Origin of the sequence: Arthrobacter sp. PsM3 (assembly GCF_030433895.1) — a bacterium.
GTDB lineage: Bacteria > Actinomycetota > Actinomycetes > Actinomycetales > Micrococcaceae > Arthrobacter.
In genome coordinates, this window is sequence record NZ_JARUXE010000030.1 from 35,683 (window position 1) to 60,237 (window position 24,555).

A 24,555-nucleotide genomic window follows, 5' to 3' on the forward strand; every position below is an offset into this window, starting at 1 on the left:
GTTAAGGGTACCGGGTCGCACGGTACCGCGGGTTCCTCAGAATTCCGGTTCGTCACCGGCGTCGGCACCGGTCACGGCGGCGTCGAGGACTTCGCCGACGATCCGGAAGGCCTGTGCGGGCTGGTACCCCTTGCGGGCGAGCATGGAGGCCAGCCGTCGTGTGGTTTTGTCCCGCTCGGCACGGTCACCGAAGCCGGTGGCGCCGCGGAGTTTGCGCCGGAGGAGCTCGCGGGCCGCGGTTTCCTCGTCTTCGTCGCTGAGCTGTTCCAGGGCGGAGGCCGCCGTTTCGGCGTCGATGCCCTTCTCGGCGAGTTCGCGCCGGAGGGCGCCCTTGGCGAGTTTGCGGCTCTGGGAACGGGACCGCACCCACATCTCGGCGAAGTCAGCGTCGTCAACGAGTTTCACTTCTTCGAAGCGGTCCAGCACGGCTTCCGCGACGTCGTCCGGGACGTTGCGCTCGGCCAGTTTGCGGGACAGCTGCAGACGGCTCTTGGGCGAGTTCGTCAGCTGCCGCAGGACAATGGCGCGCGCGACGGCCGCCGGGTCCGCATCGCGGTCCAGGCCGGCGGAGGGATCCGCGCGGCCGGCACCGTCCCCGGGCGGGTCTGCGTCGGCAAAGCTGGGGGCAGGATTCCGCGATGGGAATCCTGCCCCTTGGCGCCGTCGGCCGTTAGAAGCCGTCAACGGCCTTCAGCTTCGGTTCTGCTGCGGTCTCGGCCGGGGCCTTGACTCCGACGCCAAGCTTTTCCTTGATGAGCCGCTCCAGCTCGGCAGCCAGTTCGGGGTTGTCGCGCAGGAAGCGGCGGGAGTTCTCCATGCCCTGGCCCAGCTGGTCACCGTCATAGGTGAACCAGGACCCGGACTTCTTGATGATGCCGTGCTCCACACCCATGTCGATGATGCCGCCCTCGCGGGAGATGCCCTGGCCGTAAATGATGTCGAACTCGGCGATCTTGAAGGGCGGGGCCATCTTGTTCTTGACGATTTTGGCCTTGGTGCGGTTGCCGACGGAGTCCGCGCCCTCCTTGAGGGTCTGGATCCGGCGGACGTCGATGCGGATGGAGGCGTAGAACTTCAGGGCCTTGCCGCCGGTGGTGGTTTCCGGGGAGCCGAAGAAGACACCGATCTTCTCGCGCAGCTGGTTGATGAAGATAGCCGTGGTCTTGGTCTGGCTCAGGCGGCCGGTGATCTTACGGAGCGCCTGGCTCATCAGGCGCGCCTGCAGGCCGACGTGGCTGTCGCCCATGTCGCCTTCGATTTCCGCGCGGGGAACGAGGGCGGCAACGGAGTCAATGACAATGACGTCCAGGGAGCCGGAACCGATCAGCATGTCCATGATTTCCAGGGCCTGCTCGCCGGTGTCCGGCTGGGAGACCAGGAGGGCGTCGGTGTCGACGCCGAGCCTGGCGGCGTATTCCGGATCCAGGGCGTGCTCGGCGTCAATGAAGGCAGCGATGCCGCCCAGGCGCTGGGCACTGGCGACGGCGTGCAGCGCCACCGTGGTCTTACCGGAGGATTCCGGTCCATAGATTTCCACGACGCGACCGCGGGGCAGCCCGCCAATTCCCAGGGCAATGTCCAGCGCGATGGAGCCGGTCGGAATGACCTCGATGGGTGCGCGGACTTCGTCACCCAGGCGCATGACCGAGCCTTTGCCGAACTGCTTGTCAATCTGGGCAAGCGCTGCGTCGAGCGCCTTCTGGCGATCCGGGGCTGCGGCCATGGTTCACACCTCTAATACTTTCTCGCTGTGGCGGGGCCGTTCCGGCCCTGTGTTTAGTGTTCTTGATCAGGTTGGTGATCAGTTCATTACTGAAGCTACTGGCACCCACCGACAGAGTTGCCTGCCGGCCCCGTATATGTGGAAAACACTCTGAAAAAAGCATAGTCCTACCCGAACAGATATTCGAACAATCGCACGGCGTGTCAGCCGCTGCCGCCGGGTGGCGCTGGAGCCGGGGCTTCGGGCCGGGAATTGGAGGAGGGGCGTTCGGGCCGGGATTCGGCGCCGGGCCCTTGGGGCCGCGGGCCCGCGCCGGCTGGCCGGGCGCCGGTCAGCGGGGTTTGACGTCGCGGCCCAGCCGCCGCTCGGGCGGCACATCCTGGACCTCGCACAGCGCCAGCCACACCTGCCGGGGCGGGACCCCGGCACTCAGGGCCTGGTCGGCGGTCCGGCTGCCGACCCCCGCGAGGACCAGGGAGCTACTGAGGACCCGGGAGTAGCCTGCCCCGAATTCGTCGTCCATGAGGCGCCAAAAGTCACTGATTCGCACCCCTAGAGTCTCTCACGGTGCGGGAGGACTCTAGAATGGTTGCCATGAGCAACCCCGCCGAAGGCCCCGGCAGTACCGGCCCTGGCGTCCCCGGCGGCGCGGACGATTCCACCGAAGCGGCACTGACCGCCGTCGAGCACCAGTTGAGCCTGCTCTGGCGGCGCGCCCGGTCCATCTCCCACCACCTGTCCCGGCAGGTTCATCCGGACATGGAACCGGCGGCCTACGGCCTGCTCACGGTGATCCGCAAGCAGGGTGCCATCCGGCTGACCGAGCTGGCCTCCAGCATCGGCGTCGGGAAGCCCTCAGTGAGCCGGCAGATCGCTTTCCTGGAACGACTCGGCCTGGTCGCCAAGGAAGCTGATCCGTTAGACGGACGCGCGCAGATAATCCGCCTGACGCCCATGGGCGAGGAACGGATGCATGAGGTGCAGGACGCACGGCGCGAGGTGTTCCGCGAACGGCTTGGCGAGTGGCCGCCGGAGGACCTGCAGACCCTGTCCCGCTACATCGCCAAACTCAACGCCACCTACGAGCGGGACGGTTTCCCCCGCGAAGAACCCCACTAGCGGGCCTGTTCCTCCCCGCCCGCCCCGGGCCGGGGACGCACAGGCCGGGCGCGGGCAAACCCCGGGCAGGCAGGGAGAGTACACGCAAAAGACCCCGGCACACCGGCCGGGGTCTTTTGTCGAGTGGTGGGTGTGGGGGCTAACGCGCCCCGGAAAGAAGGCCCTTGGCCAACTCGTCGTTGAGGTCCGAGTTGAGCTCACGGTCCAGGTCGCGGCCGTAGCGCTGTGCAAATTCCTGCGGGACGGTGTCCGGAACCGCAACACCCTCCGCGACGGCGACGCGGTCGCTGACCTCGCGGAGCATGATGGAGAGCGGAACATCGAGGGCCGAGCAGATCGAGGAGAGCAGCTCCGAGGAGGCTTCCTTCTGGCCGCGTTCCACTTCACTCAGGTAGCCCAGGGACACGCGGGCGCTGTGCGAGACTTCGCGGAGGGTACGGCCTTGGCGTTGGCGGACATCGCGGAGTACATCACCGATTTCGTGACGAAGTACAACCATCTTGCGCTCCTTCTGTTCGCTCTTAGCCTGATCGGCGAGGCCCACATCCTTCCAGCGGACAACGCCGTTAACGGATACGGGCTGCTTTACCATCTGTATCGCCTTGCTCCCTCTTTATGTCGAGCCCGCCGGTCAGAGCGGACACTGATGATGCTTTCATCCTAGGCGCCTCCCTTATTCGGAAGCGACACAATGTAACAACTATTAGGAATCAAGTTTTGTTCCCGGAAACTTTACGCCCGGTAGCCTGGGGCCGCCAGAGCTTCCAGGAGGCGTTCCAGGGCCGCGGCGCAGGCCTGGCCGCGGATCTCCGGGCGGTTGCCCTCGAAGCTGTACCCGAACGACGTCGAGCCTTCCGCGGTGGCGACGCCGATGTAGACGGAGCCGACATCCTTGCCGCCGTGCGGCTCGGGGCCGGCGACGCCGGTCGTGGAGACGCCGATGTCGGCCCCGCAGATCCTGCGGGCACCGTCCGCCATGGCCTCGGCGACCCGGCCGTCGACGGCGCCGACGCTGTCCAGCAGTTCCCGGGGCACTCCCAGCACCTCTGTCTTGACGGTGTTCTGGTAGGACACAACGCCGCCCTGGAGCATCCCGGACGCGCCGGGCGTGTCCGCAAGCACGGCGGCGAGCATGCCGGCGGTAAGGGATTCGGCGGTGGCAACGGTCAGGCCGCGGCCGATCGCCCCGGTGACGGCCTCTTCGGCCAGGTGATGCAGGTTGATCGGGTGGTGGGGATTGGTCATGGCTTGCCCTCCTGGATCTTCTGTTGCTGTGCCCTGATGCCGCTGGCGCGCAGCTTGAGGGCCTCGATGACATATTCGCCGCCGGTCCAGACCGTGATCGCGAGGGCCACCATCATGACCGCAAAGGCCACGATCCCCAGCCACGGTGCGATTGAGGCCAGCGGGAGGATGTACAGGAAGATGGCCACGGTCTGGATGACGGTCTTGAGTTTGCCGCCGCGCGAGGCCGGGATGACGCCGTAGCGGATGACGAAGAAGCGCAGGGCCGTGACGCCCCATTCACGGACCAGGATCAGGATGGTGACCCACCAGGGCAGCTCCCCCAGCAGCGAGAGCATCACGAGGGCCGAGCCGATCAACAGCTTGTCCGCGATCGGGTCGGCGATCTTGCCGAAGTCGGTGATGAGGCCGCGGCTGCGGGCGATGTCGCCGTCGAGCTTGTCGGTGTAGATGGCGACGGCGAAGGTTGCCGCGGCAACCCAGCGCCAGACGCCGTTCTGCGCGACCAGCCCGGGTGCGTCGAGCAGGAGGAACCAGACGAAGAACGGCACCATCACAATCCGCAGCATCGTCAGGATGTTGGGCAGGTTCCAGATTCCGGGGGCGGATCCGGCCTTGTTTGCTTCGGCGCTAGTCACCTTCCTAGGCTACCTTCCGGTGAGCGACCAGGCGTCCTCGGAGCCCCCGTCGTCCTCATCCGGGCCGGAGCCCCCGTTGGCGCCGCCGGCGCCGTCTGCGCCGTCTGCGCCGTCGTAGTACCGGGTGTTCTGGCCGCGCCGGTCCAGGTCCGCGGCGACGAGGTCCTCCGCGTAGCCGCCCTGGCCAATGTTCGCGTTGGCGTTCTCGCTCAGCGCAGCGGTCTGGGAATCGGTGATGGCGGGCACCTCCATGCCCTTCATGGCCGCGAGAACCGTCGCCAGGTCATCGGGCTTGACCAGGACATCGCGGGCCTTGGAGCCCTCGGAGGGGCCCACCACGCCGCGGGATTCGAGCAGGTCCATCAGCCGGCCGGCCTTCGCGAAGCCGACGCGGAGCTTGCGCTGAAGCATCGAGGTGGAGCCGAACTGGGTCGTGACGACGAGCTCGGTCGCCTGCAGCAGGACCTCGAGATCGTCCCCGATGTCGTCGTCGATCTGCTTCTTCGGCGCCTCGGGGGCGACGTCGTCGCGGTACACGGCCTTGAGCTGGCCCTTGACGTGCTCGACCACCTTGTGGATTTCCGATTCGGTGACCCAGGCGCCCTGGACACGCATGGCCTTCGACGCGCCCATGGGCAGGAACAGCGCGTCGCCCTGGCCGATCAGCTTCTCTGCGCCCGGCTGGTCCAGGACCACGCGGGAGTCGGTCACCGAGGAGGTCGCGAACGCCATCCTCGACGGCACGTTGGCTTTGATCAGGCCGGTGACCACGTCGACGGAGGGCCGCTGGGTGGCGAGCACGAGGTGGATGCCGGCGGCACGGGCCAGCTGGGTGATGCGGACAATCGAGTCCTCGACGTCGCGCGGGGCGACCATCATCAGGTCGGCGAGTTCGTCGACGATCACCAGCAGGTACGGGTACGGCCGGATGACCCGTTTGGACCCCTCGGGCGGGTGGACCTTGCCCGCGCGGACGGCCTTGTTGAAGTCGTCGATGTGCTTGAAACCGTAGTTGGCGAGGTCGTCGTAGCGGGCGTCCATCTCGCGGACCACCCATTGCAGGGCCTCGGCTGCCTTCTTGGGGTTGGTGATGATCGGGGTGATGAGGTGCGGGACGCCCTCGTAGGCGGTGAGTTCCACCCGCTTGGGGTCCACCATGACCATGCGGACCTCGTCGGGGGTGGCGCGCATCAGGATGGAGGTGATCATGGCGTTCACGAACGCCGACTTGCCGGCACCGGTGGCGCCCGCCACGAGAAGGTGGGGCATCTTGGCGAGGTTCGCGACGACGTAGCCGCCCTCGACGTCCTTGCCGACGCCGATCACCATGGGGTGCTCGGTCCGGCGAGCGTTCTGGCTGCGGAGCACATCGCCGAGGGACACGGTCTCGCGGTCGGTGTTGGGGATCTCGATGCCGATCGCGGACCGGCCCGGGATCGGGCTCAGGATGCGGACGTCCGAGCTGGCGACGGCATAGGAGATGTTCTTGGACAGGGCGGTGACGCGTTCCACCTTGGTGCCCGGGGAGAGCTCGATCTCGTAGCGGGTCACGGTGGGGCCGCGGCTAAACCCGGTGACCTGGGCCTCGACGTTGAACTGGTTCAGGGTTTCGGTCAGCGAGGCGACAATCGCATCGTTGGCTTCGGTGCGTTCCTTGGGGATGGAGCCCGGGGTCAGGACGTCTGACGGCGGCAGCGTGTACGTCACGTCGCCGGCCAGCGAGAGCTGTTCGGTGCGCTGCGGAATCGGGGTGGGCAGGGGTGCCGGCACGACCGGTTTGGAGGGGACCTTCGCGGCGGCTGCCACGGCGGCCGAGCCGGGTGCGGGCGCGGCCGGGTTCAGTGAGCCTGCAGCGATCATGCCCGGGGTGACGAGCGGGATCGCCTCGGTGGCGTTCTCCCCCGCCGCTCCGGCGGCGGTTCCCAGCCCCTGGGCTGCCTTGATTTTCTCGACGGCGATCTCGGCCTGGGTGGGGCGGCGCACCCCCGGTGCAACGGACTTGGAGCCGGTTTTACCGCCACCGGCGGATCGGGCGGCTTCGGCTTCCTCATCGGCGATGAGGGCCCGTTCGAAGGCCTCGTCGCCGACGTAGCCTTCGAGTCCGGCCTCCTCGTCGTGGTCCTTGCCGAAGAGGCGGCGGCGTTTCTTCTTCGCCGGGGCGGGGGTGTCGTTTTCGTAGAGGTAGCTGCGGTCGTGGCCCTGGCCCGTGCCCTCGCCGTCGTCGTCCTGCAGGTCGATGCCCATGAGGTGCTCGTAGGCGGCGCGCAGCCGGCCGGGGATGGCACCGAACGGCGTGGCGGTGACGATCAGCAGCGACGTGAAGGCGAGCAGGCTGTAAACGGCCACCGGGACTGCGGGGTGGATGGCGGCCAGCGGGGCCGCGGCGAGGTAGCCGAGCATGCCGCCGGCGTGGCGCAGTCCGTCGAACCCCTCCGCGACGGTGGGTTTCCCGCCGATGATGTGGGCCAGGCCGGAGCCGGCGAAGGTCATGATCAGGAAGCCGATCCCGATCCGGTTGTTGCCGCGGCCGTCGGCGGGCTGGCGGAACAGCCGGAAGGCGCAGACAATCAGCATCAGCGGCAGCAGCAGCGACATCCAGCCGAAGGTGCCGTTGATGACGGCGTAGACCGTGTCCGGGAACCAGCCCTGGAAGCCCCACCAGGCGAAGGTGGCGACAAAGACCCCGAGCGCTAGGTTGAACAGGGCTGCGCCGTCGCGGCGGTCCCCGGGGGCGAGGTCGCTGACGTCGTAGCCGATCCGGCGGATTCCCGCCCCGACGACGTGGGCAACGCCCAGCCAGGCGCCGGCCACAACCCGGACCGGCCAGGGCTGTTTGGGTTCGACGGCGGCCAGCTGGCGAGTGCGCGCGGCGGCCGTGGTTCCGGAGGGCTTGCTGGTTTTTGACGCAGCCGGGCCGGAGCCCCGGGCCGAAGGGCTGCCTGATTTACCGCTGGGGTTTCCTCTAGGCGCGGAGGAAGTACGTGTCGCCATACCCGCTACGGTACCTGACGCCGGGCCGAAAACCGCGGATTTCCGGGCTTCCGCGGGGATCATGTTGCGGGCCGGGCACGCAAGAACGGCCCTCCCGGTCCGCCGCAAGCTGGAGCCTGCGGCAGGCCGGGACGGCCGTTGAGCTGCGGGGCGCTGGCGCCGCCGGGGCTTACGCCTCCAGGACCACCGGGATGATCAGGGGCTTGCGGCGAAGCTTTCGGTTGACCCAGGTGCCGACAACCCGGCGGACAACCTGCTGCAGCTGGTGCGTGGTGTGGTCCGAGCGGTTGAGCACGGCTTCTTCCAGGGCGGCGTTGATCTTCGGGATGATCTCGTCGAACACGGAGTCGTCCTCGGCCACGCCGCGGGCATGGATCTCGGGGCCGGAGACCACCTTGCCGGTGGCGCGGTGGATCACCGTGATGATGGAGATGAAGCCTTCATCGCCGAGCGTCTGGCGGTCCTTCAGGTCCGCTTCCGTGACTTCGCCAACGCTGGAACCGTCGACGTAGACGAAACCGACCTCGACCTGGCCGACGATGTCCGCCTGGTGGTCGCGGAGGTCGATGACGGTGCCGTTGTCCGCGAGGAGGATGCTTTCCTCGGGGACACCGGAGTCCAGGGCGATCTTGCCGTTGGCGATCAGGTGGCGGGTTTCACCGTGCACCGGCATCGCGTTGAGCGGCTCCAGGATGTTGTAGCAGTACAGCAGCTCGCCGGCAGCGGCGTGGCCGGAGACGTGCACCTTGGCGTTGCCCTTGTGGATGACGTCGGCGCCGAGCTTGAGCAGGCCGTTGATGATGCGGAATACGGCGTTCTCGTTGCCCGGGATCAGGCTGGAGGCGAGGATGACGGTGTCGCCCTGGCCGACGACGACGCGGTGGTCACCGTTGGCCATGCGGGACAGGGCCGCCATCGGCTCGCCCTGGGAACCGGTGGACATCAGCACCACGCGGTTGTCCGGCAGGTTGTCGATGTTCTTGATGTCGACCAGGATGCCCGGGGGCACGTCGAGGTAGCCGAGCTTCTCGGCGATCGCCATGTTGCGGACCATCGAGCGGCCGACGAAGGCCACCTTGCGGTTGTGGTTGGCGGCGGCGTCCAGGACCTGCTGGACGCGGTGCACGTGCGAGGAGAAGGACGCGACGATCAGGCGCTTGGATGCCTGGCCGAAGAGCCGGTCCAGGGTGGGGCCGATTTCCTTCTCGGCGGTGGTGAAGCCCGGCACGTCGGCGTTGGTGGAGTCCGACATGAACAGGTCCACGCCTTCTTCGCCCAGTTTGGCGAAGTGGCGGAGGTCGGTGATCCGGCCGTCCAGCGGCAGCTGGTCCATCTTGAAGTCGCCGGTGTGCAGCACGGTACCGCCGGAGGTTCGCAGGAACACGGCCAGGGCGTCAGGGATGGAGTGGTTGACGGCGACGAATTCGCATTCGAACGGGCCGAACTTCTGCACCTGGCCCTCGGTGACGGTCTGCGTGACCGGCTTGATCCGGTGTTCCAGCAGCTTCGCCTCGATGAGGGCCAGCGTCAGCCGGGAGCCCACCAGGGGAATGTCGGCCCGCAGGCGCAGCAGGTACGGGATGGCGCCGATGTGGTCCTCGTGGCCGTGGGTCAGGACGACGGCGACGATGTCCTGGAGGCGGTCCTTGATGTATGAGAAATCGGGCAGGATCAGGTCGACGCCGGGCTGGGTTTCCTCCGGGAAGAGGACGCCGCAGTCGACGATGAGCAGCTTGCCGTCGATTTCGAAGACGGTCATGTTGCGGCCGATCTCCCCCAGGCCACCGAGCGGAACAATCCGCAGGGTGTCCTTGAGCAGTTTCGGCGGCGTGACAAGGCCGGGAAGGGCGGTTTGGGTCATAATGCACTACTTTCCAGGCGGGTACCGGCCTGGTCTCTACTCATCAGAATGAACACCTGATCAGGAAAAGACCATTCCGGCTTCCGCCAAATCCTCGCGGATGGTTTCGATCTCAGCTTCGTCCGGCTCCACGAGGGGCAAACGGACAACCGAGTTGGGCAGGACTCCCTGCCACTTAAGAACTTGCTTCGCAGCAACAGCACCCTGGATATGGGTCATCACTGCACGGACCAGAGGGTCCAGTTCGAAATGTATGGTGCGGGCGGTGGCGAAGTCGCCCGCAAGTGCGGCGTCGATCATGGCGCGGAACTGCCGCGTCGCGACGTGCGCGGAGACGCTGACGAGCCCGACAGCGCCGGCTGACATCCACGGCAGGGTCAGCCCGTCGTCGCCGGAGTAGACGTCAAGGTCGGTGTTTGCAAGGACACGGGTGACGGCGGCAAAATCGGCCTTGGCATCCTTGAGCGCCACAATGTTCCGGTGGTCCGCGAGCCGGATCATGGTTTCGGGCAGGATCGGCACGCAGGAACGGCCGGGGATGTCGTAGACCATGACGGGCAGATCGGCGGCGTCGGCGACGGCTTCAATGTGGGCCTGGATGCCGGCCTGGCTCGGCTTGTTGTAATACGGGGTGACAATCAGCTGGCCGTGCGCTCCGGCTTTCGCGGCGCGCTTGGCCATTTCGATCGAGTGCGAGGTGTGGTTCGTGCCGGTCCCCGCGATGACCTTGGCCCGGTCCCCCACGGCCTCCACGATGACCCGGAAAAGCTTTTCCTTCTCGTCGTCTTCCAGGGTGGAGGTCTCCCCCGTGGTGCCGGAAATAACGAGGGCATCGTTGCCGTCGTCGACGAGCTTGTTGGCCAGTTCGGCGTTCTGCTGGTAGTCGACCTCACCGTCGGAAGTGAAAGGTGTGACCATGGCGGTCACGAGGGTTCCGAACGTGTACGAGCGAGTATCAGAGTCAGCCATATGAAAAACGTTACCCTGTCCCCGGCGTGATGTGACAATGGGGGCGACGTGATGAAGATCAAACCCGGCCTGCGGGCCTCACCCGGAGGCCTGCCGGGGGGATGCGGGAGCCCGGCGGTGGAGGCCATCGCGTTCCCGGACGTGGTGGTCCAGGACGGTGTGCTGCAGGGTGGCGGTCAGCACTTCTGTCCCCGTTCCCGCGGCCTGCCGGATCACGCCTCCGTCCGGGCCCCAGAAGCCGCTCCCGCCGGCCGAGGCCCCGAGCCCGGTAGTACCGCCGAGGTTGGCCAGCAGGCTGAACATCCCGTTGTCCCTGGCCCGCGCGACGAGGTGCCGGGCCAGCCGGCTGGCCTCGCCGGCGGTATAAAGGGCCGAGACGGCGTAGATGTCCGCGCCGGCCGCCGCCGCCCCGCGGCCATGGGCCGGGTGGCCGGCGTCCAGGCAGATGGCCAGGGCGACCTTCCAGCCGTCGAGGTCCAGGACGGCCGTCCGGTCCCCGGCGCTGAAGGACTGTTGCTCCGGGCCGTGGAGCCGGACCTTGAAACCGGTTTCCAGCTGGCCGCCGGGGTGCAGGGCCAGCGAGGCGAGTCTGGGCGTGCCGTCCGCTTCCTTGAACGGGGCGCCGACAACCGCGGTAATCCCGGTCCGCCGGCAAATTTCGCGCAGGCCGTCCAGCCGGGCGTCCCCGGCGGTCACCCACCAGTCCGGATCCGCCAGCCCGTCCAGCCGGTAACCGGTGAGGGAAAGCTCGGGAAAGACCACCAGCCGGGCACCGTGGTCGTCGGCGTCCTCGATCAGCCGGATATGTTCCGGGACATTGGCGGCAAGGCCTCCCTCGAGGGCCGTGTACTGGATGGCGGCAAGCGTCAGCGCTGTAGTCACCCTGCCATCCTAGGCACCGCTCACGCGGCCGGGGCAGTCCTGCCGGAAGGTGTAGCGCAGTAGCGGCCCACGGCATCCTCCCGAAGCCCTTCGGCCCACGCCGCGAGCCGCTGCGCCGCCCGGACATAGTGGAACAGTTCACCGGGCGTGAGCGCTTCAAGGTCGGTTTCGGCGAGCCGGCGGGCCAGCTCGGCGCCGGGCGGCTGCACCGACAGGGCAGCGCCCTCCTGCTGCCACTGGACGTCCTCCGCGGGTTCGCCGGCAACGAGCTGGCGGAACAGGAAGTCCACGACGCCGGGACTCATGGCCTTCAAGACGCCGGGCGTTGCGTCCGGCTGAACGGGTTCTGATGGATTGTTCATAACGACATCGTATTCGAACATATATTCGAATACAAGGCCTGTGCGGCTCCTGTGAACACCTCCGGATCCGCCCCGTTGCCCGGGATCACCCGTGCCGGTCATGAGACGATCAAAAGATGACGCCGCGCGGAACAGCCTCCACTTCCCGGCCCGCCGTACGCAAGGCGGCCGGGACGCGGCTCTCAGGCATCGATGCCGCCCGCGGACTGGCCCTGCTGGGCATGATGGCCACCCATGTGTTCCCCACCTTCGAGTCCAACGCCCAGCTCACACCCACCTGGGTGGGGCTGGTGTTTTCCGGCCGCGCCTCGGCGCTGTTCGCCGTGCTCGCCGGAATCGGGCTGGCGCTTTCAACCGGCAAACAGCAGCCGCTCCAGGGGCCGCAGCTGTGGGCGGCCCGCCGGGGAATCGCCCTCCGCGCCCTCGTGGTGGGCGCCGTCGGGCTCGCCATCGGGGGGCTGGAAGTGAACATCGCCATCATCCTGGTCCACTACGCCGTGCTGTTCCTTTGCGTGCTGCCGTTCCTCGGGTTGGACGTCAAACGCCTGCTGGTACTTGCCCTCGGCTGGGTGCTGGCGGCCCCGGCGCTCGCCTTCCTGCTGCGGCCCTGGCTCCTCGCCGCCGTGCCGACCCTGCAGCTGGGGCACAACCCCCAGTGGGGGGACCTCTCCACGCCCGCGGTGCTGCTCGGCGATCTTTTCCTGACCGGCTACTACCCTGTCCTGCAGTGGATTGCCTACCTGCTGATCGGCCTCGCGATCGGCCGGCTGGCCCTCACGTCGGCGGCCGTCCCGGCGCTGCTGCTGGCGGCGGGAACGGTCGTCGCGGTGCTGGCCAAGTGGCTGGGTGTGGTGATGATGGAGGACTGGGGCGGCCGGGCGGCGCTGCAGGCGTCCCTGCTCGATCCCTCGTATCCGCTGGAGAGCCTCCTGCAGGTCAACCTGGCCGGAGTGGACCAGACCGGCTCAGCCTGGTGGCTCGCCTCCAGCGCCCCGCATTCGGGCACCACCCTGGATCTGCTGCACACCTCGGGGGTGGCGGCCGCCGTCGTCGGGGCCTGCCTGCTGCTGGGCCGGCTGGTCCAGGGCGGCGGGTGGGACTTCCTGCTGCCGCTGCGGGGCGCCGGTGCCATGACCCTGAGCTTCTACACGGCCCACTTGTGCGTGATGGCCGCGCTGTACGGCCAGCCGCTGCCGTCCGGGTGGACGCTCGAGGGAATCTACTGGGCGCAGGCCGGGGCGATCCTGGCCCTTGGCGCCGTGTTCGCGGCCCTGGTGTGGCGCGGGCCGCTGGAGTGGGTGGCGCATGCCGCGAACCAGCTCGGCCGGTACCAGCCGGCCCGCATCCGCTGACCGCGGCTCACACCCGTTGGCCGCGCCTCAGGTCCGACGACCGCGGCTCAGGCCTGGCGGGATCCCGTCCGGTACAGCCGGACGGCGTCGCGCATCGAGGCGCGCGCCCGCTTGCGGTCACCCGCGGCGTCGTAGGCGCAGCTGAGCCGGAACCAGGAACGCCAGTCCTCCGGCGCAGCTTCCGTCTCAACACGGTATTTCTCGAATTCGCGGTCCGCGGCCTCACGGATGATCCGCCCGGCGGGCGTGCGCGGCAGATTATCCTCCGGCAGGCCGCCTTCGGCTTCCAGGATCTTTGCCAGCCGCTCGGTCCGGGCGCCGAAGAGCAGTTCGCGGACGAGGGCCCAGGCGCCGATCAGCGGCAGCAGCAGATACGCCACACCGAGGGCTTTGGCCACCGGGTTGGCGTCCGTCATCAGCAGGACCGCGCGCTGGAAAGACACCACGAGGTAGAACACCAGCAGCAGGGTGACCGCGCCGACCCAGATCTTGGTGCGGTTGGCTTTGAAAGCGGTCAGGGCGTTTGCCACGGCGTTCAGAGCCCCAGGTCCAGGTAGCCGTCCAGGCCCACGGTGAGGCCCGGGTGGGACGCAATGTTGCGCACCCCCAGCAGCACGCCGGGCATAAACGAGGCCCGGTCGAAGGAGTCGTGCCGGAGGGTCAGCTGCTCCCCCGGGCCGCCCAGCAGGACCTCCTGGTGCGCCACGAGGCCGCGGAGCCGGACGCTGTGGACGCGGACGCCGTCGACGTCGCAGCCGCGCGCGCCGGGGCGCCCGCTTGTGGTGGCGTCGGGGCTGGCGGGGAGGCCGGCGGCTTGGCGCTCAGCGGAGATCAGCTGTGCGGTGCGCACGGCGGTACCGGACGGGGCGTCCACCTTCTCCGGGTGGTGCAGTTCGATGATTTCGACCGATTCGAAGTAGCGCGAGGCCTTGGCGGCGAACGCGGAGGCGAGGACGGATCCGAGCGCGAAGTTCGGGGCGATCAGGACACCGACGCCGGACTGGCCGGCGAGGAGCTCCTCGAGCCGGCCCAACCTCCCGGCATCCCAGCCGGTGGTGCCCACCACGGCGTGCATGCCGTGTTCGACGGCGAACCGGACGTTCGCTTCGGTGCTCCCGGGGACCGTCAGGTCCACCACGATCCGGGCACCGGCGTCGACGAGGGCATCCAGGGAATCCTTCCGGCCTAGGGCGGCGACAAGCTTCAAGTCCGCGGCGGCTTCGACAGCCTTCACCGCCTCGGCGCCCATGCGCCCGTTCGCGCCCAGCACGGCGACTGCGAGTTGTTCGATCATGCCATCAACCCTACCGCCGGGTCTGGTGCCCGCCTGAACCGGCGGCCCTGCATGACGGGCCCTGCCGCGCGGGCCCCGCTGCCGCCTCGTGACGGGACTACGCCCCCGCGCCGACCCATTCGACCGTGCCGTCGGTGAAGAACTGTTCCTTCCAGATCGGAACCTGCGCCTTGATCCGGTCCACCAGTTCCGAGCACACGGCGAAGGCCTGGCCCCGGTGCGCGGCAGAGACGGCGCAGACCAGCGCGGGGTCGCCGATCTCCAGCATCCCGATCCGGTGCGCCACCCAGATCCGCACCGGCTGGGCCGGCAGGGTGGCGGCGCCGACGACTGTCCCGCCGGCGTCTCCCGCCGCCTGTCCGGCGGATTTCCTGGCGGCCGGCTGTTCGGCGACGAGCTGCGCGACGACGTCGGCCATCACCTGGTGGGCCGTCGGGTGCGCGCTGTAGCTGAGCCGGCGGACGGGTTTGCCGCCGTCGTGGTTGCGGACCACACCGCTGAAGCTGACCACCGCGCCGGCGGTGTCCGATTCGACGGCGGCGATGGCCTGGTCCACGGAGATGGGTTCGGCGCTGAGCACCGCGGACACCACATCAAAAGTTGATTCAGTGGCCATGGCTGCCTTCCAGCTGGTCGCACAGGTGTCCGAGGATCGGGTCCAACACGCTGAGCCCATCCATGACACCCTTCGGGGATCCGGGGAGATTGACGATGAAGGTCTGGCCGGCGGCGCCGGCGTGGCCCCGGCTGAGCATCGCAGTCGGGGTCTTGGCCATCCCGGCGGAGCGGATGCCCTCCATGATGCCCGGGATTTCGCGGTCCAGCAGGGGCAGCGTCTGCTCCGGGGTGGCGTCCGTGGGACTCAGGCCGGTGCCGCCGCTGGTGATGATGACAGCCGGCGCCTGGGTCAGGAGCGCACGCAGGGCGGCGCCCACGGCCTCGCCGTCCGGGACCACCAGGGCCGGGTAGGCCTCGAAGCCGTGTTCGGTGAGCCAGTCGATAATGACCGGGCCGGTCAGGTCCTCATAGATGCCGGCCGCGGCACGGGTGGAGGCGATCACGACGCCGGCCTTCCGGCCGGTGGCTTCACCGTGCCGGTGTGGTTCGGGCATGCTCATCGTGTCCAGTCCCCGCTCTTGCCGCCGCTTTTGGCCAGCACCTTGATATCGGTCAGCACCGCGTGTTTGTCCACGGCCTTGATCATGTCGTACACGCTGAGCGCGGCCACGGAGGCGGCAGTCAGCGCTTCCATTTCGACGCCGGTGACCCCGAGGGTCTTGACCGTGGCGAACACGGTGACCGAGTCGGCGTCGAGTTCGAAGTCCACGGTGACCTTGGCGATCGGCAGCGGGTGGCACAGCGGGATCAGGTCCGAGGTCTTCTTCGCGGCCATGATGCCGGCGACCCGGGCGACGGCGAGGGCATCACCCTTGGGCAGGTCTCCCGCACCCAGCAGGGCCAGGACCTCGGGGGTGCTGCGGACGGTGGCGGTGGCTGTGGCCTCGCGGGTGCTCGCCGCCTTGTTGGACACGTCGACCATCTGGGCCGTGCCGTCCTGGCGGAGGTGGGTCAGGCCTGGGTTCCCCGTTGCGGGGTCTGCTTCATTCACAACATCCATACTTCCACCTCGGCACCCTCGGCGAGCGCCGCAATTCCTTCCGGCACCTGGATCAGGGCGTTGGAGTGCGCCAGGGCACTGACGAGGTGCGAGCCGGCGCCGCCTTCGAGCCGGACGGTGCCGTCGGGAAGGACGGTGCCGCGCCGGACCTGGTGCTTGCCTACCGGGGATGTCAGTGCCGCGGCCAGCCGTGCCCTGACCGCGGGACGGGGTGCGGGCGAGCCGAAGAGGTCCCCGAGCGCGGGCCGGAGGAACATTTCGAAGGAGACGAGGCAGCTCACCGGGTTCCCCGGGAAGCCGAGGACGGGGACGCCGTCGAAGGTGCCGATGCCCTGCGGGCCGCCGGGCTGCATGGCGACGCCGAAGAAGTCGACGTCGTGGCCCTCCATCGCCTGCCGGACCACCTCGTACGCGCCTTTGCTGACCCCGCCGGTGGTGACGATCAGGTCCACGTCCGCTGCATGCCGGCGCAGCAGTCCAGCGAGTTCCTCCGGACGGTCCGTGGAGATCCCGGTCCGGGTGACGTGGAGTCCGGCCTGGCGCATGGAGGATTCGAGCAACGTGGCGTTGGAGTCGAAGATTTTGCCGGGGCCCAGCGGGCTGCCCGGCTCCACGACCTCGTCCCCGGTGGTGACCAGCAGGATCCGCAGCGCACGGTAGACGGGCACCTCGGTGAATCCCAGCCCGGCCAGGAGCCCCAACTGGCCGGGGCCGAGGAAGGTTCCGGCGGCGAGTGCCAACTCGCCGGTCCGAATGTCGCTGCCCACGTCACGGACAAAGTTCCGCGCCGGGACGGCGGGCAGCCGGACCGTGGCCGGCACCCCGGGCGCGGGGAAGACTGCGGGGATGGCCTGTTCGATCGGCACCACAGCGTCAGCGCCGGGCGGGATCATGGCGCCGGTCATGATCGGGGCGGCCGTCCCGGGGGCCAGTTCGGCCGGGGCGGCCCCGGCCGCAACCGGGTCAACGACGCGCAGGTCGGTGCCGCCGTCGGGCACGTCGGCGCTGCGGATGGCGAAGCCGTCCATCTGCGAATTCGCGAAGGGTGGGAGATCCAGCGGAGCCGCGATGTCCGCCGCGAGCCCGCGGCCCAGCGCTGCGAGGAGCGGGAGCCGTTCGATCCGGTCCGGGGTGCGGAGCGGCGCCAGGAGCCGGCGGACGGATTCGCGGTGCTCTTCCACGGTGACGTGCCGTGTCTGGGTGCGGTGCATATGTTGGTGACCCCTCGTCTTGGGCCTTTGACTTGCCTCGCCGGCCCGGCTCCCGGGTCCGGCGTGCGCGCCGGAACCGTTAGGACTTCACGTCAACTCTAACCGTGTGAAAGCCGGTGGCCCCGCTGGGCGCCACCGGCGCGCGGTCCTCCACCTGCGCGACGCCGTCGAGGTCCGTGGCACGGACCTGGACCTCGTACTGGCCGGAGGACAGCGGTACGGCCAGCTTCCACTGGTACCAGGTGTCTTTTGAGATCCCGGGGGCGAGCTCCGCCGGCTGCCACGCCCCGCGGTTGATCCTGAGCTCCACCCGCCCGATCCCGGTGTGCTGGGCCCAGGCGACCCCGCCGAAGGCCACGGTCCCGGCGCTGACGGAGCGGCCGTCCCGCGGCACATCGATCCGGGAGGAGGTCTTGACCGGACCGCGCTCGCTCCAGCCGCGGGGCGTCCAGTACCCGACGTCATCGGCGAAACGCGTCACCTTAAGCTCGGTAACCCACTTGGTCGCCGAAACGTAGCCGTAGAGTCCGGGAACAATGAGCCGGACCGGGAAGCCGTGTTCCAGCGGCAACGGTTCACCGTTCATGCCGATGGCCAGGAGCGCGTCCCGGTTGTCGGTCAGGACCTCCAACGGGGTGCCGGCGGTCCAGCCGTCCGCGCTGCGGGACAGGACCATGTCCGCGCCGTCCTTCGGGCCGGCGAGGGCGAGCAGTTCCCGGACCGGCCAGCCGAGCCAGCGGGCGTTGCCGATCAGGTCCCCGCCGACCTCGTTGGAGACGCAGGCGATGGTGACGTGCCGTTCGATCAGGGGTTTGGCCAGCAGTGCGGCGAAGTCCAGGGAGACCTCATTCTCCACGAGGCCGGTGACTTTCAGGGTCCACTGGGCCGGGTCCACCACCGGGACGCGCAATGCGGTGTCGATCCGGTAGAAATCCTTGTTCGGGGTCACCAGCGGGCCCACACCGTCCAGCCGGACCTCGGCGCCGGCCGGGATCGGGGGTGCCGGTGACTCCGGCGCGGGGAGCGCCAGCTTGCTTCGCAGTTCACTGACGGCGGCGGCGGCTCCCCGGAACGTCGTGGCCAGCAGGCCGGCCACCACGGCGACGGCGGCCGTTCCGCCGAGCGACTGGAAGAAGCGGCGGCGGGAGGGAGGCTGCGCCGTAGGGCCGGGTCCGGCAGGCTGCGTTTCGGCGGGCGGCAGCCCGGCGTCGGTGGTCGCGGCGGACGGCGTTTCGGCAGACGGCAGCCCGGCGTCGGTGCGCCACTCCCCCAGCCGGCCGACCAGCCACCGCAGCAGCACCATGCCCACAGCGGCGGCCAGCAGCGGGACCGGGACCGCGTTCGCCGTCAGTTCGGCCCGGCCCAGCACGGCCACCAGCCCCACCGCGCCGAAGACCGCAATGATGGCGACCCCGGCGAAGCGGCGCCGCAGCTCCACAATTCCGGACAGGGCTGCCAGCGCTGCGATGAGGAGCCCCATGCCACCGAGCAAGGCAACCTTGTCCGCGGTGCCGAAGAGCGCAATGGCCCACTCCTTGACGCCCGGCGGGACCGCATCGATCACGGCGCCGCCGACAGCCGTCACCGGAGAGAGCGAGGGGCTCACGAGTCCTGCCGCGAGTTCCCCAAGGGCAACCCCCGTTCCGACGGCGACGATGCCGGCCACCGCGGCCCAGCCGGCCGCCTGCCGGTCCGTCATTCCCGGCCCGGGGATCTGCGGGCCGGGGGTGGGGAGTGCGCCCGGCTGCCCGTGCTGCGTGGTGTTCACTTCTCCAGCATAGGTTCGTGCCGGCCCGGCGTCAGGCCAAAGCGCGTCGGGACCCCGGCAGGATCCCACCGGCAACCAGTCGCAGGAATCCACCGGACCCACCAGCTGTGATGCCGGTGCCGAGGTGGCGTAGCCTGACATTATGAGTGTTCAGCTTGGTATGCCCCAGCCCCGCGCGGATGACGGCCCCGGCGCGGGCACCGCCGGCGCGCAGCTTCCCGGACGTCCCGCCGGAATGCCCGCCGGACTCGTCGACCGCTACGGCCGCCGCGCCACGGACATGCGGCTGTCCCTGACCGACAAATGCAATCTGCGCTGCACCTACTGCATGCCGGCCGAGGGCCTGGAGTGGCTCTCAAAACAGGCTGTTATGTCGGCGGCGGAAATTGTCCGGATCGTGCGGATCGGCGTCGACATGCTCGGTGTGCGCGAGCTGCGGCTGACCGGCGGCGAACCGCTGGTCCGGGCCGACCTGCTGGACATCATTTCCGCGCTCCGCCAGGCCCACCCTGACCTCCCGATCTCCATGACCACAAACGCCGTCGGGCTGGACAAGAAAGCCGCCGGACTCAAGGCTGCCGGGCTGTCCCGGATCAACGTCTCACTGGACTCGCTCCACGAGGAAACGTTCACCCAGCTGACCCGCCGCCCGTTCCTGAACAAGGTCCTGGCCGGCGTGGACGCCGCCTGGGCCGCCGGACTGGGGCCTGTAAAACTCAACGCGGTGCTGATGCGCGGCATCAACGACGTCGAGTCCCCGGCGCTGCTGGCCTGGGCGCTGGACCGCGGCTACGAGCTGCGCTTCATCGAGCAGATGCCGCTCGACGCCGACCACGGCTGGACCCGCCGGAACATGATCACCGCCGCGGAAATCCGCGAACTGCTCTCCGTCAACTATGTCCTCAGCGCTGATCCGCGGGACCGCGACGGCGCCCCGGCGGAACGCTTCGAGGTCCGGGCCCGGGTGCCCGGCACCGCCGAGGCAACCGGCCCGGTGCTGGGAACCGTGGGGATCATCGCATCCGTGACCGAGCCGTTCTGCTCCGACTGCCGCCGCACCCGCATTACCGCCGAGGGCAAGATTATGAGCTGCCTGTTCTCCCGTGAGGAAGTTGACCTGCTGGGGCTGCTCCGCGAGGGCGCCAGCGACGAACAGCTCGCCGAGCGCTGGCAGGACGCCATGTGGATCAAGCCCAAGGCGCACGGCATGGACCACGTCGGACTGGACGCCCCGGACTTCGTCCAGCCGGACCGCAGCATGAGCGCCATCGGAGGCTGAACCACCTGTGAACGTACGTTACTTCGCTGCCGCGCGCGCTGCTGCCGGCGTCGACGAGGAGCGCTTTGACCTCCCCGCGGACGCCACCGTCGCCTCGCTCCTGGCGGCGATCCTCGCCGTCGAGCGACCGGAACCGCCGGCCGGGACCCCGCCGCTGGCACGGCTGCTGTCCCGCAGCAGCTTCCTGCTGAATGAAGTGGCGGTGCGGAACCGCACGGCGGCACTGAAGCCGGACGACGTCGTCGACGTGCTGCCGCCGTTCGCCGGCGGCTAACCGGGCCTGTTCCGGGTGCCAAGTGCCAGGCCCAGCAGCGCACTCCGGCTCCGGACGCCGCAGGCAGCGAAGACAGCCTTGAACTGGTCCTGCACGGTGTAGGGGCGGATCCGCAGGGCAGCAGCCAGCTCCGCCGTGCTGAGTCCCCCGGCAGCGAGTTCCAGCAACCGGTGCTGCTGCGGGGTGAGGGCGAAGCAGCGGGCGAACACCTCGAGCCGGTCCGCCGCGGGGCATTCCTGGATGGTCACGGCCAGCGGAGGCGTTGACCCCGTCCGGCCGTCTTCCATCCGGGTGGAGCGCAGAAGCGCCCAGGCGCCGAGGCCGACGGGGACCCGCGACATCGCAGCGTGGGCGTCCACCCCCGCTTCCCTGGCCAGCAGCTGGGCGGCAACATTAAGGACCTCCGCCGGAACGCCCTCGTACGGCCGGGGCCCACGCTGCAGCAGCCCCAGCCAGTCACCGGCCGAAGCCGTCTGCCCCACCACGGCCAGAGTCTCGTCCAGGGTCAGCACCGCCTGGGGCGGCAAGGGCTTCCGGGCGGCCGGCCAGGCGGATTCGGCGGCTTCCGCATCCCGCCGGCACTGCGCCGCACGGCTCCGCCGGAGGCCGGCCGCCACGAGCGGCGCGGCCGTGGCGAGGTAGTCGGTCTCCGGCTCGGAAAAGATGCCTTCATCCCCGGCACGCCAGAGATCCAGCCAGCCCCAGCAGCCGTGTTTGTCAGCGAAGACCGCCGAGAGCACATCCGTCACGCCGTAGCGGTTCAGCAGCCCGTTCCAGAGGGGGCTGCGCGCCGGATCGCCGCCCGTGGCCATGAGCAGCGTGGCCGCGGGCCGGGGCAGCGCGATGAGGGCGGTCCAACGGCAGCCGGGCGTCAGGTACTTGAGCCGGATCAGCTCCGGCAGTTCTTCCGGGCAGGGGATCCTGGCCATCGGCGCAACGCCGGTGGCCGATTCAGGATCCGACAGCGGCCAGGCAAAGGCGCTGAACGGCACCATCCGGCCCAGTTCCGCAAGCACTCCGCGGCGCAACTCCTTGTCGTCCAGCACGTCCCGGCAGAGCTGCCCGATGCGTTCCGGACTCCGGCTCAGCGCCCAGCTGGTGGTCATGAATTCAGTATGCCCCCGGGTTGCCCGGCTGAGCCGCCCGCTCGGGCCGCGGGATCCGGCTCCGCAATCCGGCTTCGGGATCCGGCCGCCGGCCACCGGCCACCGGCCACCAGATTTCTGGGATACCGCGCGGGGCCGGGCCCCGCCTAGCGTGGGACATGCCACCAGCCAGGGAGCAGGAATCGGAAGGAATGGGTGCGATGTACACCTTGCAGATCGAGCACGCGATCAAGGATTTTGGCATGTGGAGAACGGCGTTCGACCGTGATCCGGTCAACCGCGCGGCGTCGGGGGTCACCGCACACCGGATCAGCCGCCCGGTGGAGGACCCGCACTATGTGGTGGTCGAACTCGATTTCGAGCGGCGATCCCAGGCGGAGGCGCTGCTGGCGAACCTCCGGGCTAACGTGTGGACTTCCGCCGCGGCGGCCCCCGCCCTCCAGAGCGCCCCGAAAACCCGGATCCTGGAGTCCGCCGTTTGATACCAAGTGATACCGCGGCGGGGCAACGGCCGGCTGCCGGAGGACCGGCGGGCGGAGCCGGAGCTGCAATCATGCGCCAAGCATCCAGATAGCCGGGCGCGTAGAGGTCGCCGGGTTCGTCGAGCAGGCCGCGCGGTGCCCGCAACACGAGCGTGTCCACCGCGAGCTCGTCCAGGGCCTTCAGGAGCGAGGCTCCGCGGTGAAGGCCGCGCAGCGAGCGTCGGCCGCATGGAGGACGCGCAGCTGCGCCGTCGCGGTGCGCCGAGGGCAGCACGACGGCGGCGCGGGGACGGCAGAAGGCTCAGGCGGGGACGGCGGCATCCTTGGACACGCGCCGGCAGACCGAGACCATAAAGGGGGTAAATTCACTCGCGGAACCCAACCGGAGGCCGGCACTGTGCGTCAGCACGCCGTCGTCCACCCGGAAGGTATGCCGGGACGCGCCGCGCCCGCTGCGCCGTTCCATGGTGAGGGTGCCCTCCTGCCAACTGGCCCGCGCGGGCGCCTCCGGGGGCAGCCCCATGCTGTTGACGTGGTACCAGAGAGTGTCCGGGTGGTCCGGGTCCATGGTGAAGACACCGTGGCCCTCGGAGCGGGTGCCGTCGGCTTCCGTGTGCCGGTAGCTGTGGGTGACGGCCAGCCCGGCGGCTGCGCGGGCGAAGGTCAGTTCGATGGCGGCAACACGCGCCGGGCCCCACGGGGTGGCCTGCCACTGCGTGGTTCCGGTCCAGTGTCCCAGGAACGCCTCTAGCGCCTCGTGTGCACTGCCTGGCAGCGGCCGGTCCATATCTTCCTTCCAGGGGTCCTCCCGAGTGACCCCGTCCCCATCATCACGCGGCGACGCCTGCCGTGTCTAGGAGCGGGCCCGCCGCCCCGGGCCGGTGCAGCTCCGGTTCAGCGGCTTCCCGGACCGGCTCAGCAGCCTGCGGAGCCGGCAGGGCCTCCCCCGCGGACCTCAGAGGCCGAAGGTCTCGGTTTCCTCGAAGGGGCCCACCACGGTCACAGTCCGCGGGGCAGCTGCGAGTTCGCGGGCGAGCTCCTGGACTTCCGCCGCCGTGACGGCCTTGATCTGGCGCAGGGTCTCGTCGATGTCCTGGTACTCGCCGGAGACAAGTTCGGCCCGGCCCAGCCGGGACATCCGGGAGCCGGTGTCCTCCAAGGCCAGTACGATGCCGCCGCACAGTTGCCCGACGGCCTTGCGCAGTTCCTCCTCGGAGATGCCGCCCCCCGCCAGCTTGTCCAGTTCGGCGCCGAGCAGCTCAAGGACCTGCCGGACTTTCGACGGCGTGCAGCCGGCATACATGCCGAAGTAGCCGGCGTCGGCGTAGGACGAGGCGAAGGAGTAGGTCGAATACACCAGACCGCGCTTCTCGCGGACTTCCTGGAACAGCCGGGAGGACATGCCCCCGCCGAGCACCGCGTTGAGCACGCTCATCACGAAGCGGCGGTCGTCGGTGGCGACGATCGTGGGGCAGCCCATGATGATGTTGGCCTGCTCCACCGGCCGCTTGACCACGTGCAGTCCGGCGGTGCCGGTGATGGCGGCGCGGTCGGTGGAGCGCCGCTGCACCGGGGCGGCGTCAGCCTCCAGGCTCCAGCCGGCGGAGTGCAGGGCATCCACCACCAGTTCGCAGACGACGTCGTGGTCCAGCCCCCCGGCGGCGGTGATGACGAGCTCGTCCGGGCGGTAATAACGGCGGTAGTGGTCCCAGACCGAGTCTCGGGCGACGGCGCGGATGGCGTCCGGGGTGCCGCCGATCGGGCGGCCGAGAGGGTGGGTGCCCAGCACGGCGGCGACGAAGTGTTCGTGGGCGACGTCGGTGGGGTCGTCGCTGTCCATCGCGATCTCCTCGAGGATGACGTCGCGTTCCTGCTCCATCTCCTGCGGGTCCAGAACGGCCCCGGTGATCATGTCCGCGATGACGTCGATTGCCATCGGCAGGTCGGTGTCCAGGACGCGGGCGAAGTAGCAGGTGCTTTCCTTCGCCGTGGCGGCGTTGGATTCCCCGCCCACCTCGTCGAAGGCCGAGGCGATCTCCAGCGCGGTCCGCCGTTTGGTGCCCTTGAACAGGAGGTGCTCCAGGAAGTGGGTGGAGCCGTGCTGGCCGGGCGCCTCGTCACGGGAGCCGACGCCGACCCAAAAACCGATGGTGGCCGAGCGCTGCCCCGGCATCGCCTCGGTCAGTACCCGGACGCCGCCTGGCAGGACCGAACGGCGCACCTCGGAACCGCCGTCGGCGCCGTGGATCAGGGTGTCAGCGTGCTGGTTCTGCTCAAGCGGCAGGGGGACGACAGTCATCAAGGCCTTTCAGTAAAAACGTGCCAAATCTGCCTGCCATCGTACCTTTAAATGGCAGCGGGGCCGGTGGATGATCCACCTG

The 24,555-nt window shown here is 69.2% G+C and carries 26 protein-coding genes; 5 read left to right on the plus strand and 21 right to left on the minus strand.

Features of this window, described 5'->3' with window-relative positions; genetic code table 11:
* Positions 1–36 precede the first annotated feature (36 nt).
* The 3 genes from QCD75_RS15880 to QCD75_RS15890 form a co-directional block, all read right to left on the minus strand.
* On the minus strand, positions 37–561 hold the full coding sequence (locus QCD75_RS15880; RefSeq protein ID WP_301230284.1) for a regulatory protein RecX: 525 nt from the start codon (positions 559–561) through the stop codon (positions 37–39).
* A gap of 109 nt (positions 562–670) precedes the next feature.
* Positions 671–1,723 carry a recombinase RecA gene (gene recA, locus QCD75_RS15885; protein ID WP_069951200.1) on the minus strand — a complete coding sequence of 351 codons (1,053 nt, stop codon included), beginning with the start codon at positions 1,721–1,723 and terminating at the stop codon, positions 671–673.
* Positions 1,724–2,054: 331 nt separating this feature from the next.
* Positions 2,055–2,273, minus strand: coding sequence for a DUF3046 domain-containing protein (locus tag QCD75_RS15890; protein WP_301230261.1), 219 nt, complete (start codon positions 2,271–2,273; stop codon positions 2,055–2,057).
* Between the two features lie 44 nt (positions 2,274–2,317).
* On the opposite strand from QCD75_RS15890, the gene QCD75_RS15895 reads away from it, so the two are divergent.
* A complete protein-coding gene (locus QCD75_RS15895; protein ID WP_301230262.1) occupies positions 2,318–2,842 on the plus strand; it encodes a MarR family winged helix-turn-helix transcriptional regulator in 525 nt (174 codons plus the stop codon).
* A gap of 139 nt (positions 2,843–2,981) precedes the next feature.
* Here the strand turns inward: QCD75_RS15895 and QCD75_RS15900 are convergent, their stop codons facing one another.
* The 8 genes from QCD75_RS15900 to QCD75_RS15935 all read right to left on the minus strand — a co-directional run bounded on the left by QCD75_RS15900 (position 2,982) and on the right by QCD75_RS15935 (position 11,790).
* On the minus strand, positions 2,982–3,434 hold the full coding sequence (locus QCD75_RS15900; RefSeq protein ID WP_024366758.1) for a helix-turn-helix domain-containing protein: 453 nt from the start codon (positions 3,432–3,434) through the stop codon (positions 2,982–2,984).
* Positions 3,435–3,574: 140 nt separating this feature from the next.
* Positions 3,575–4,087: a CinA family protein gene (locus tag QCD75_RS15905; protein ID WP_301230263.1), complete on the minus strand. Its 513-nt coding sequence runs from the start codon at positions 4,085–4,087 to the stop codon at positions 3,575–3,577.
* Positions 4,084–4,725 carry a CDP-diacylglycerol--glycerol-3-phosphate 3-phosphatidyltransferase gene (gene pgsA / locus QCD75_RS15910; RefSeq protein WP_301230264.1) on the minus strand — a complete coding sequence of 214 codons (642 nt, stop codon included), beginning with the start codon at positions 4,723–4,725 and terminating at the stop codon, positions 4,084–4,086. The genes QCD75_RS15905 and pgsA overlap by 4 nt, the downstream gene beginning before the upstream one ends.
* A gap of 9 nt (positions 4,726–4,734) precedes the next feature.
* The gene (locus QCD75_RS15915; protein WP_301230265.1) at positions 4,735–7,716 is read right to left on the minus strand and encodes an FtsK/SpoIIIE family DNA translocase; all 2,982 of its coding nucleotides are present in this window, start codon (positions 7,714–7,716) and stop codon (positions 4,735–4,737) included.
* Between the two features lie 169 nt (positions 7,717–7,885).
* The gene (locus tag QCD75_RS15920; RefSeq protein ID WP_024366762.1) at positions 7,886–9,577 is read right to left on the minus strand and encodes a ribonuclease J; all 1,692 of its coding nucleotides are present in this window, start codon (positions 9,575–9,577) and stop codon (positions 7,886–7,888) included.
* A gap of 60 nt (positions 9,578–9,637) precedes the next feature.
* The gene (gene dapA, locus QCD75_RS15925) at positions 9,638–10,546 is read right to left on the minus strand and encodes a 4-hydroxy-tetrahydrodipicolinate synthase (protein WP_301230266.1); all 909 of its coding nucleotides are present in this window, start codon (positions 10,544–10,546) and stop codon (positions 9,638–9,640) included.
* A 78-nt stretch (positions 10,547–10,624) separates the two neighbouring features.
* Entirely contained in the window at positions 10,625–11,428 is an 804-nt protein-coding gene (locus tag QCD75_RS15930) for a carbon-nitrogen hydrolase family protein (protein ID WP_301230267.1), read from the minus strand.
* 20 nt (positions 11,429–11,448) lie between these two features.
* Positions 11,449–11,790 carry a hypothetical protein gene (locus tag QCD75_RS15935; RefSeq protein ID WP_301230268.1) on the minus strand — a complete coding sequence of 114 codons (342 nt, stop codon included), beginning with the start codon at positions 11,788–11,790 and terminating at the stop codon, positions 11,449–11,451.
* A 116-nt stretch (positions 11,791–11,906) separates the two neighbouring features.
* On the opposite strand from QCD75_RS15935, the gene QCD75_RS15940 reads away from it, so the two are divergent.
* The gene (locus tag QCD75_RS15940; protein WP_301230269.1) at positions 11,907–13,142 is read left to right on the plus strand and encodes a heparan-alpha-glucosaminide N-acetyltransferase domain-containing protein; all 1,236 of its coding nucleotides are present in this window, start codon (positions 11,907–11,909) and stop codon (positions 13,140–13,142) included.
* Between the two features lie 47 nt (positions 13,143–13,189).
* Here the strand turns inward: QCD75_RS15940 and QCD75_RS15945 are convergent, their stop codons facing one another.
* The 7 genes from QCD75_RS15945 to QCD75_RS15975 all read right to left on the minus strand — a co-directional run bounded on the left by QCD75_RS15945 (position 13,190) and on the right by QCD75_RS15975 (position 18,964).
* Entirely contained in the window at positions 13,190–13,672 is a 483-nt protein-coding gene (locus QCD75_RS15945) for a hypothetical protein (protein ID WP_301230270.1), read from the minus strand.
* 5 nt (positions 13,673–13,677) lie between these two features.
* A complete protein-coding gene (gene dapB, locus QCD75_RS15950) occupies positions 13,678–14,436 on the minus strand; it encodes a 4-hydroxy-tetrahydrodipicolinate reductase (protein ID WP_301230271.1) in 759 nt (252 codons plus the stop codon).
* Between the two features lie 97 nt (positions 14,437–14,533).
* Complete coding sequence (locus tag QCD75_RS15955) at positions 14,534–15,052, minus strand: molybdenum cofactor biosynthesis protein MoaE (RefSeq protein ID WP_301230272.1); 519 nt, start codon at positions 15,050–15,052, stop codon at positions 14,534–14,536.
* Positions 15,042–15,554 carry a MogA/MoaB family molybdenum cofactor biosynthesis protein gene (locus tag QCD75_RS15960; protein ID WP_226761118.1) on the minus strand — a complete coding sequence of 171 codons (513 nt, stop codon included), beginning with the start codon at positions 15,552–15,554 and terminating at the stop codon, positions 15,042–15,044. Before QCD75_RS15960 ends, QCD75_RS15955 begins: the two co-directional genes overlap by 11 nt.
* On the minus strand, positions 15,551–16,054 hold the full coding sequence (gene moaC, locus QCD75_RS15965; protein ID WP_301230273.1) for a cyclic pyranopterin monophosphate synthase MoaC: 504 nt from the start codon (positions 16,052–16,054) through the stop codon (positions 15,551–15,553). Before moaC ends, QCD75_RS15960 begins: the two co-directional genes overlap by 4 nt.
* Entirely contained in the window at positions 16,042–17,265 is a 1,224-nt protein-coding gene (locus tag QCD75_RS15970; protein WP_301230274.1) for a molybdopterin molybdotransferase MoeA, read from the minus strand. Before QCD75_RS15970 ends, moaC begins: the two co-directional genes overlap by 13 nt.
* A gap of 79 nt (positions 17,266–17,344) precedes the next feature.
* Positions 17,345–18,964 (minus strand): molybdopterin-dependent oxidoreductase, encoded by a 1,620-nt coding sequence (locus QCD75_RS15975; protein ID WP_301230285.1) that lies wholly within the window; start codon positions 18,962–18,964, stop codon positions 17,345–17,347.
* 211 nt (positions 18,965–19,175) lie between these two features.
* On the opposite strand from QCD75_RS15975, the gene moaA reads away from it, so the two are divergent.
* Together moaA and QCD75_RS15985 are read left to right on the plus strand one after the other, a co-directional pair.
* A complete protein-coding gene (gene moaA / locus QCD75_RS15980; RefSeq protein ID WP_301230275.1) occupies positions 19,176–20,312 on the plus strand; it encodes a GTP 3',8-cyclase MoaA in 1,137 nt (378 codons plus the stop codon).
* A gap of 7 nt (positions 20,313–20,319) precedes the next feature.
* Positions 20,320–20,586 carry a MoaD/ThiS family protein gene (locus tag QCD75_RS15985; protein ID WP_226761114.1) on the plus strand — a complete coding sequence of 89 codons (267 nt, stop codon included), beginning with the start codon at positions 20,320–20,322 and terminating at the stop codon, positions 20,584–20,586.
* On the opposite strand, the gene QCD75_RS15990 is transcribed toward QCD75_RS15985, so the two are convergent.
* A complete protein-coding gene (locus QCD75_RS15990) occupies positions 20,583–21,692 on the minus strand; it encodes a helix-turn-helix transcriptional regulator (RefSeq protein ID WP_301230276.1) in 1,110 nt (369 codons plus the stop codon). The genes QCD75_RS15985 and QCD75_RS15990 overlap by 4 nt on opposite strands.
* A 200-nt stretch (positions 21,693–21,892) precedes the next feature.
* Between QCD75_RS15990 and QCD75_RS15995 the strand changes: the two genes are divergently transcribed.
* The gene (locus QCD75_RS15995) at positions 21,893–22,174 is read left to right on the plus strand and encodes a hypothetical protein (protein WP_301230277.1); all 282 of its coding nucleotides are present in this window, start codon (positions 21,893–21,895) and stop codon (positions 22,172–22,174) included.
* 301 nt (positions 22,175–22,475) lie between these two features.
* Here the strand turns inward: QCD75_RS15995 and QCD75_RS16000 are convergent, their stop codons facing one another.
* Both QCD75_RS16000 and QCD75_RS16005 read right to left on the minus strand, forming a co-directional pair.
* Positions 22,476–22,961, minus strand: coding sequence for a DUF1579 domain-containing protein (locus tag QCD75_RS16000; RefSeq protein ID WP_301230278.1), 486 nt, complete (start codon positions 22,959–22,961; stop codon positions 22,476–22,478).
* Positions 22,962–23,129: 168 nt separating this feature from the next.
* Positions 23,130–24,473, minus strand: coding sequence for a M16 family metallopeptidase (locus QCD75_RS16005; RefSeq protein WP_301230279.1), 1,344 nt, complete (start codon positions 24,471–24,473; stop codon positions 23,130–23,132).
* Positions 24,474–24,555 lie beyond the last annotated feature (82 nt).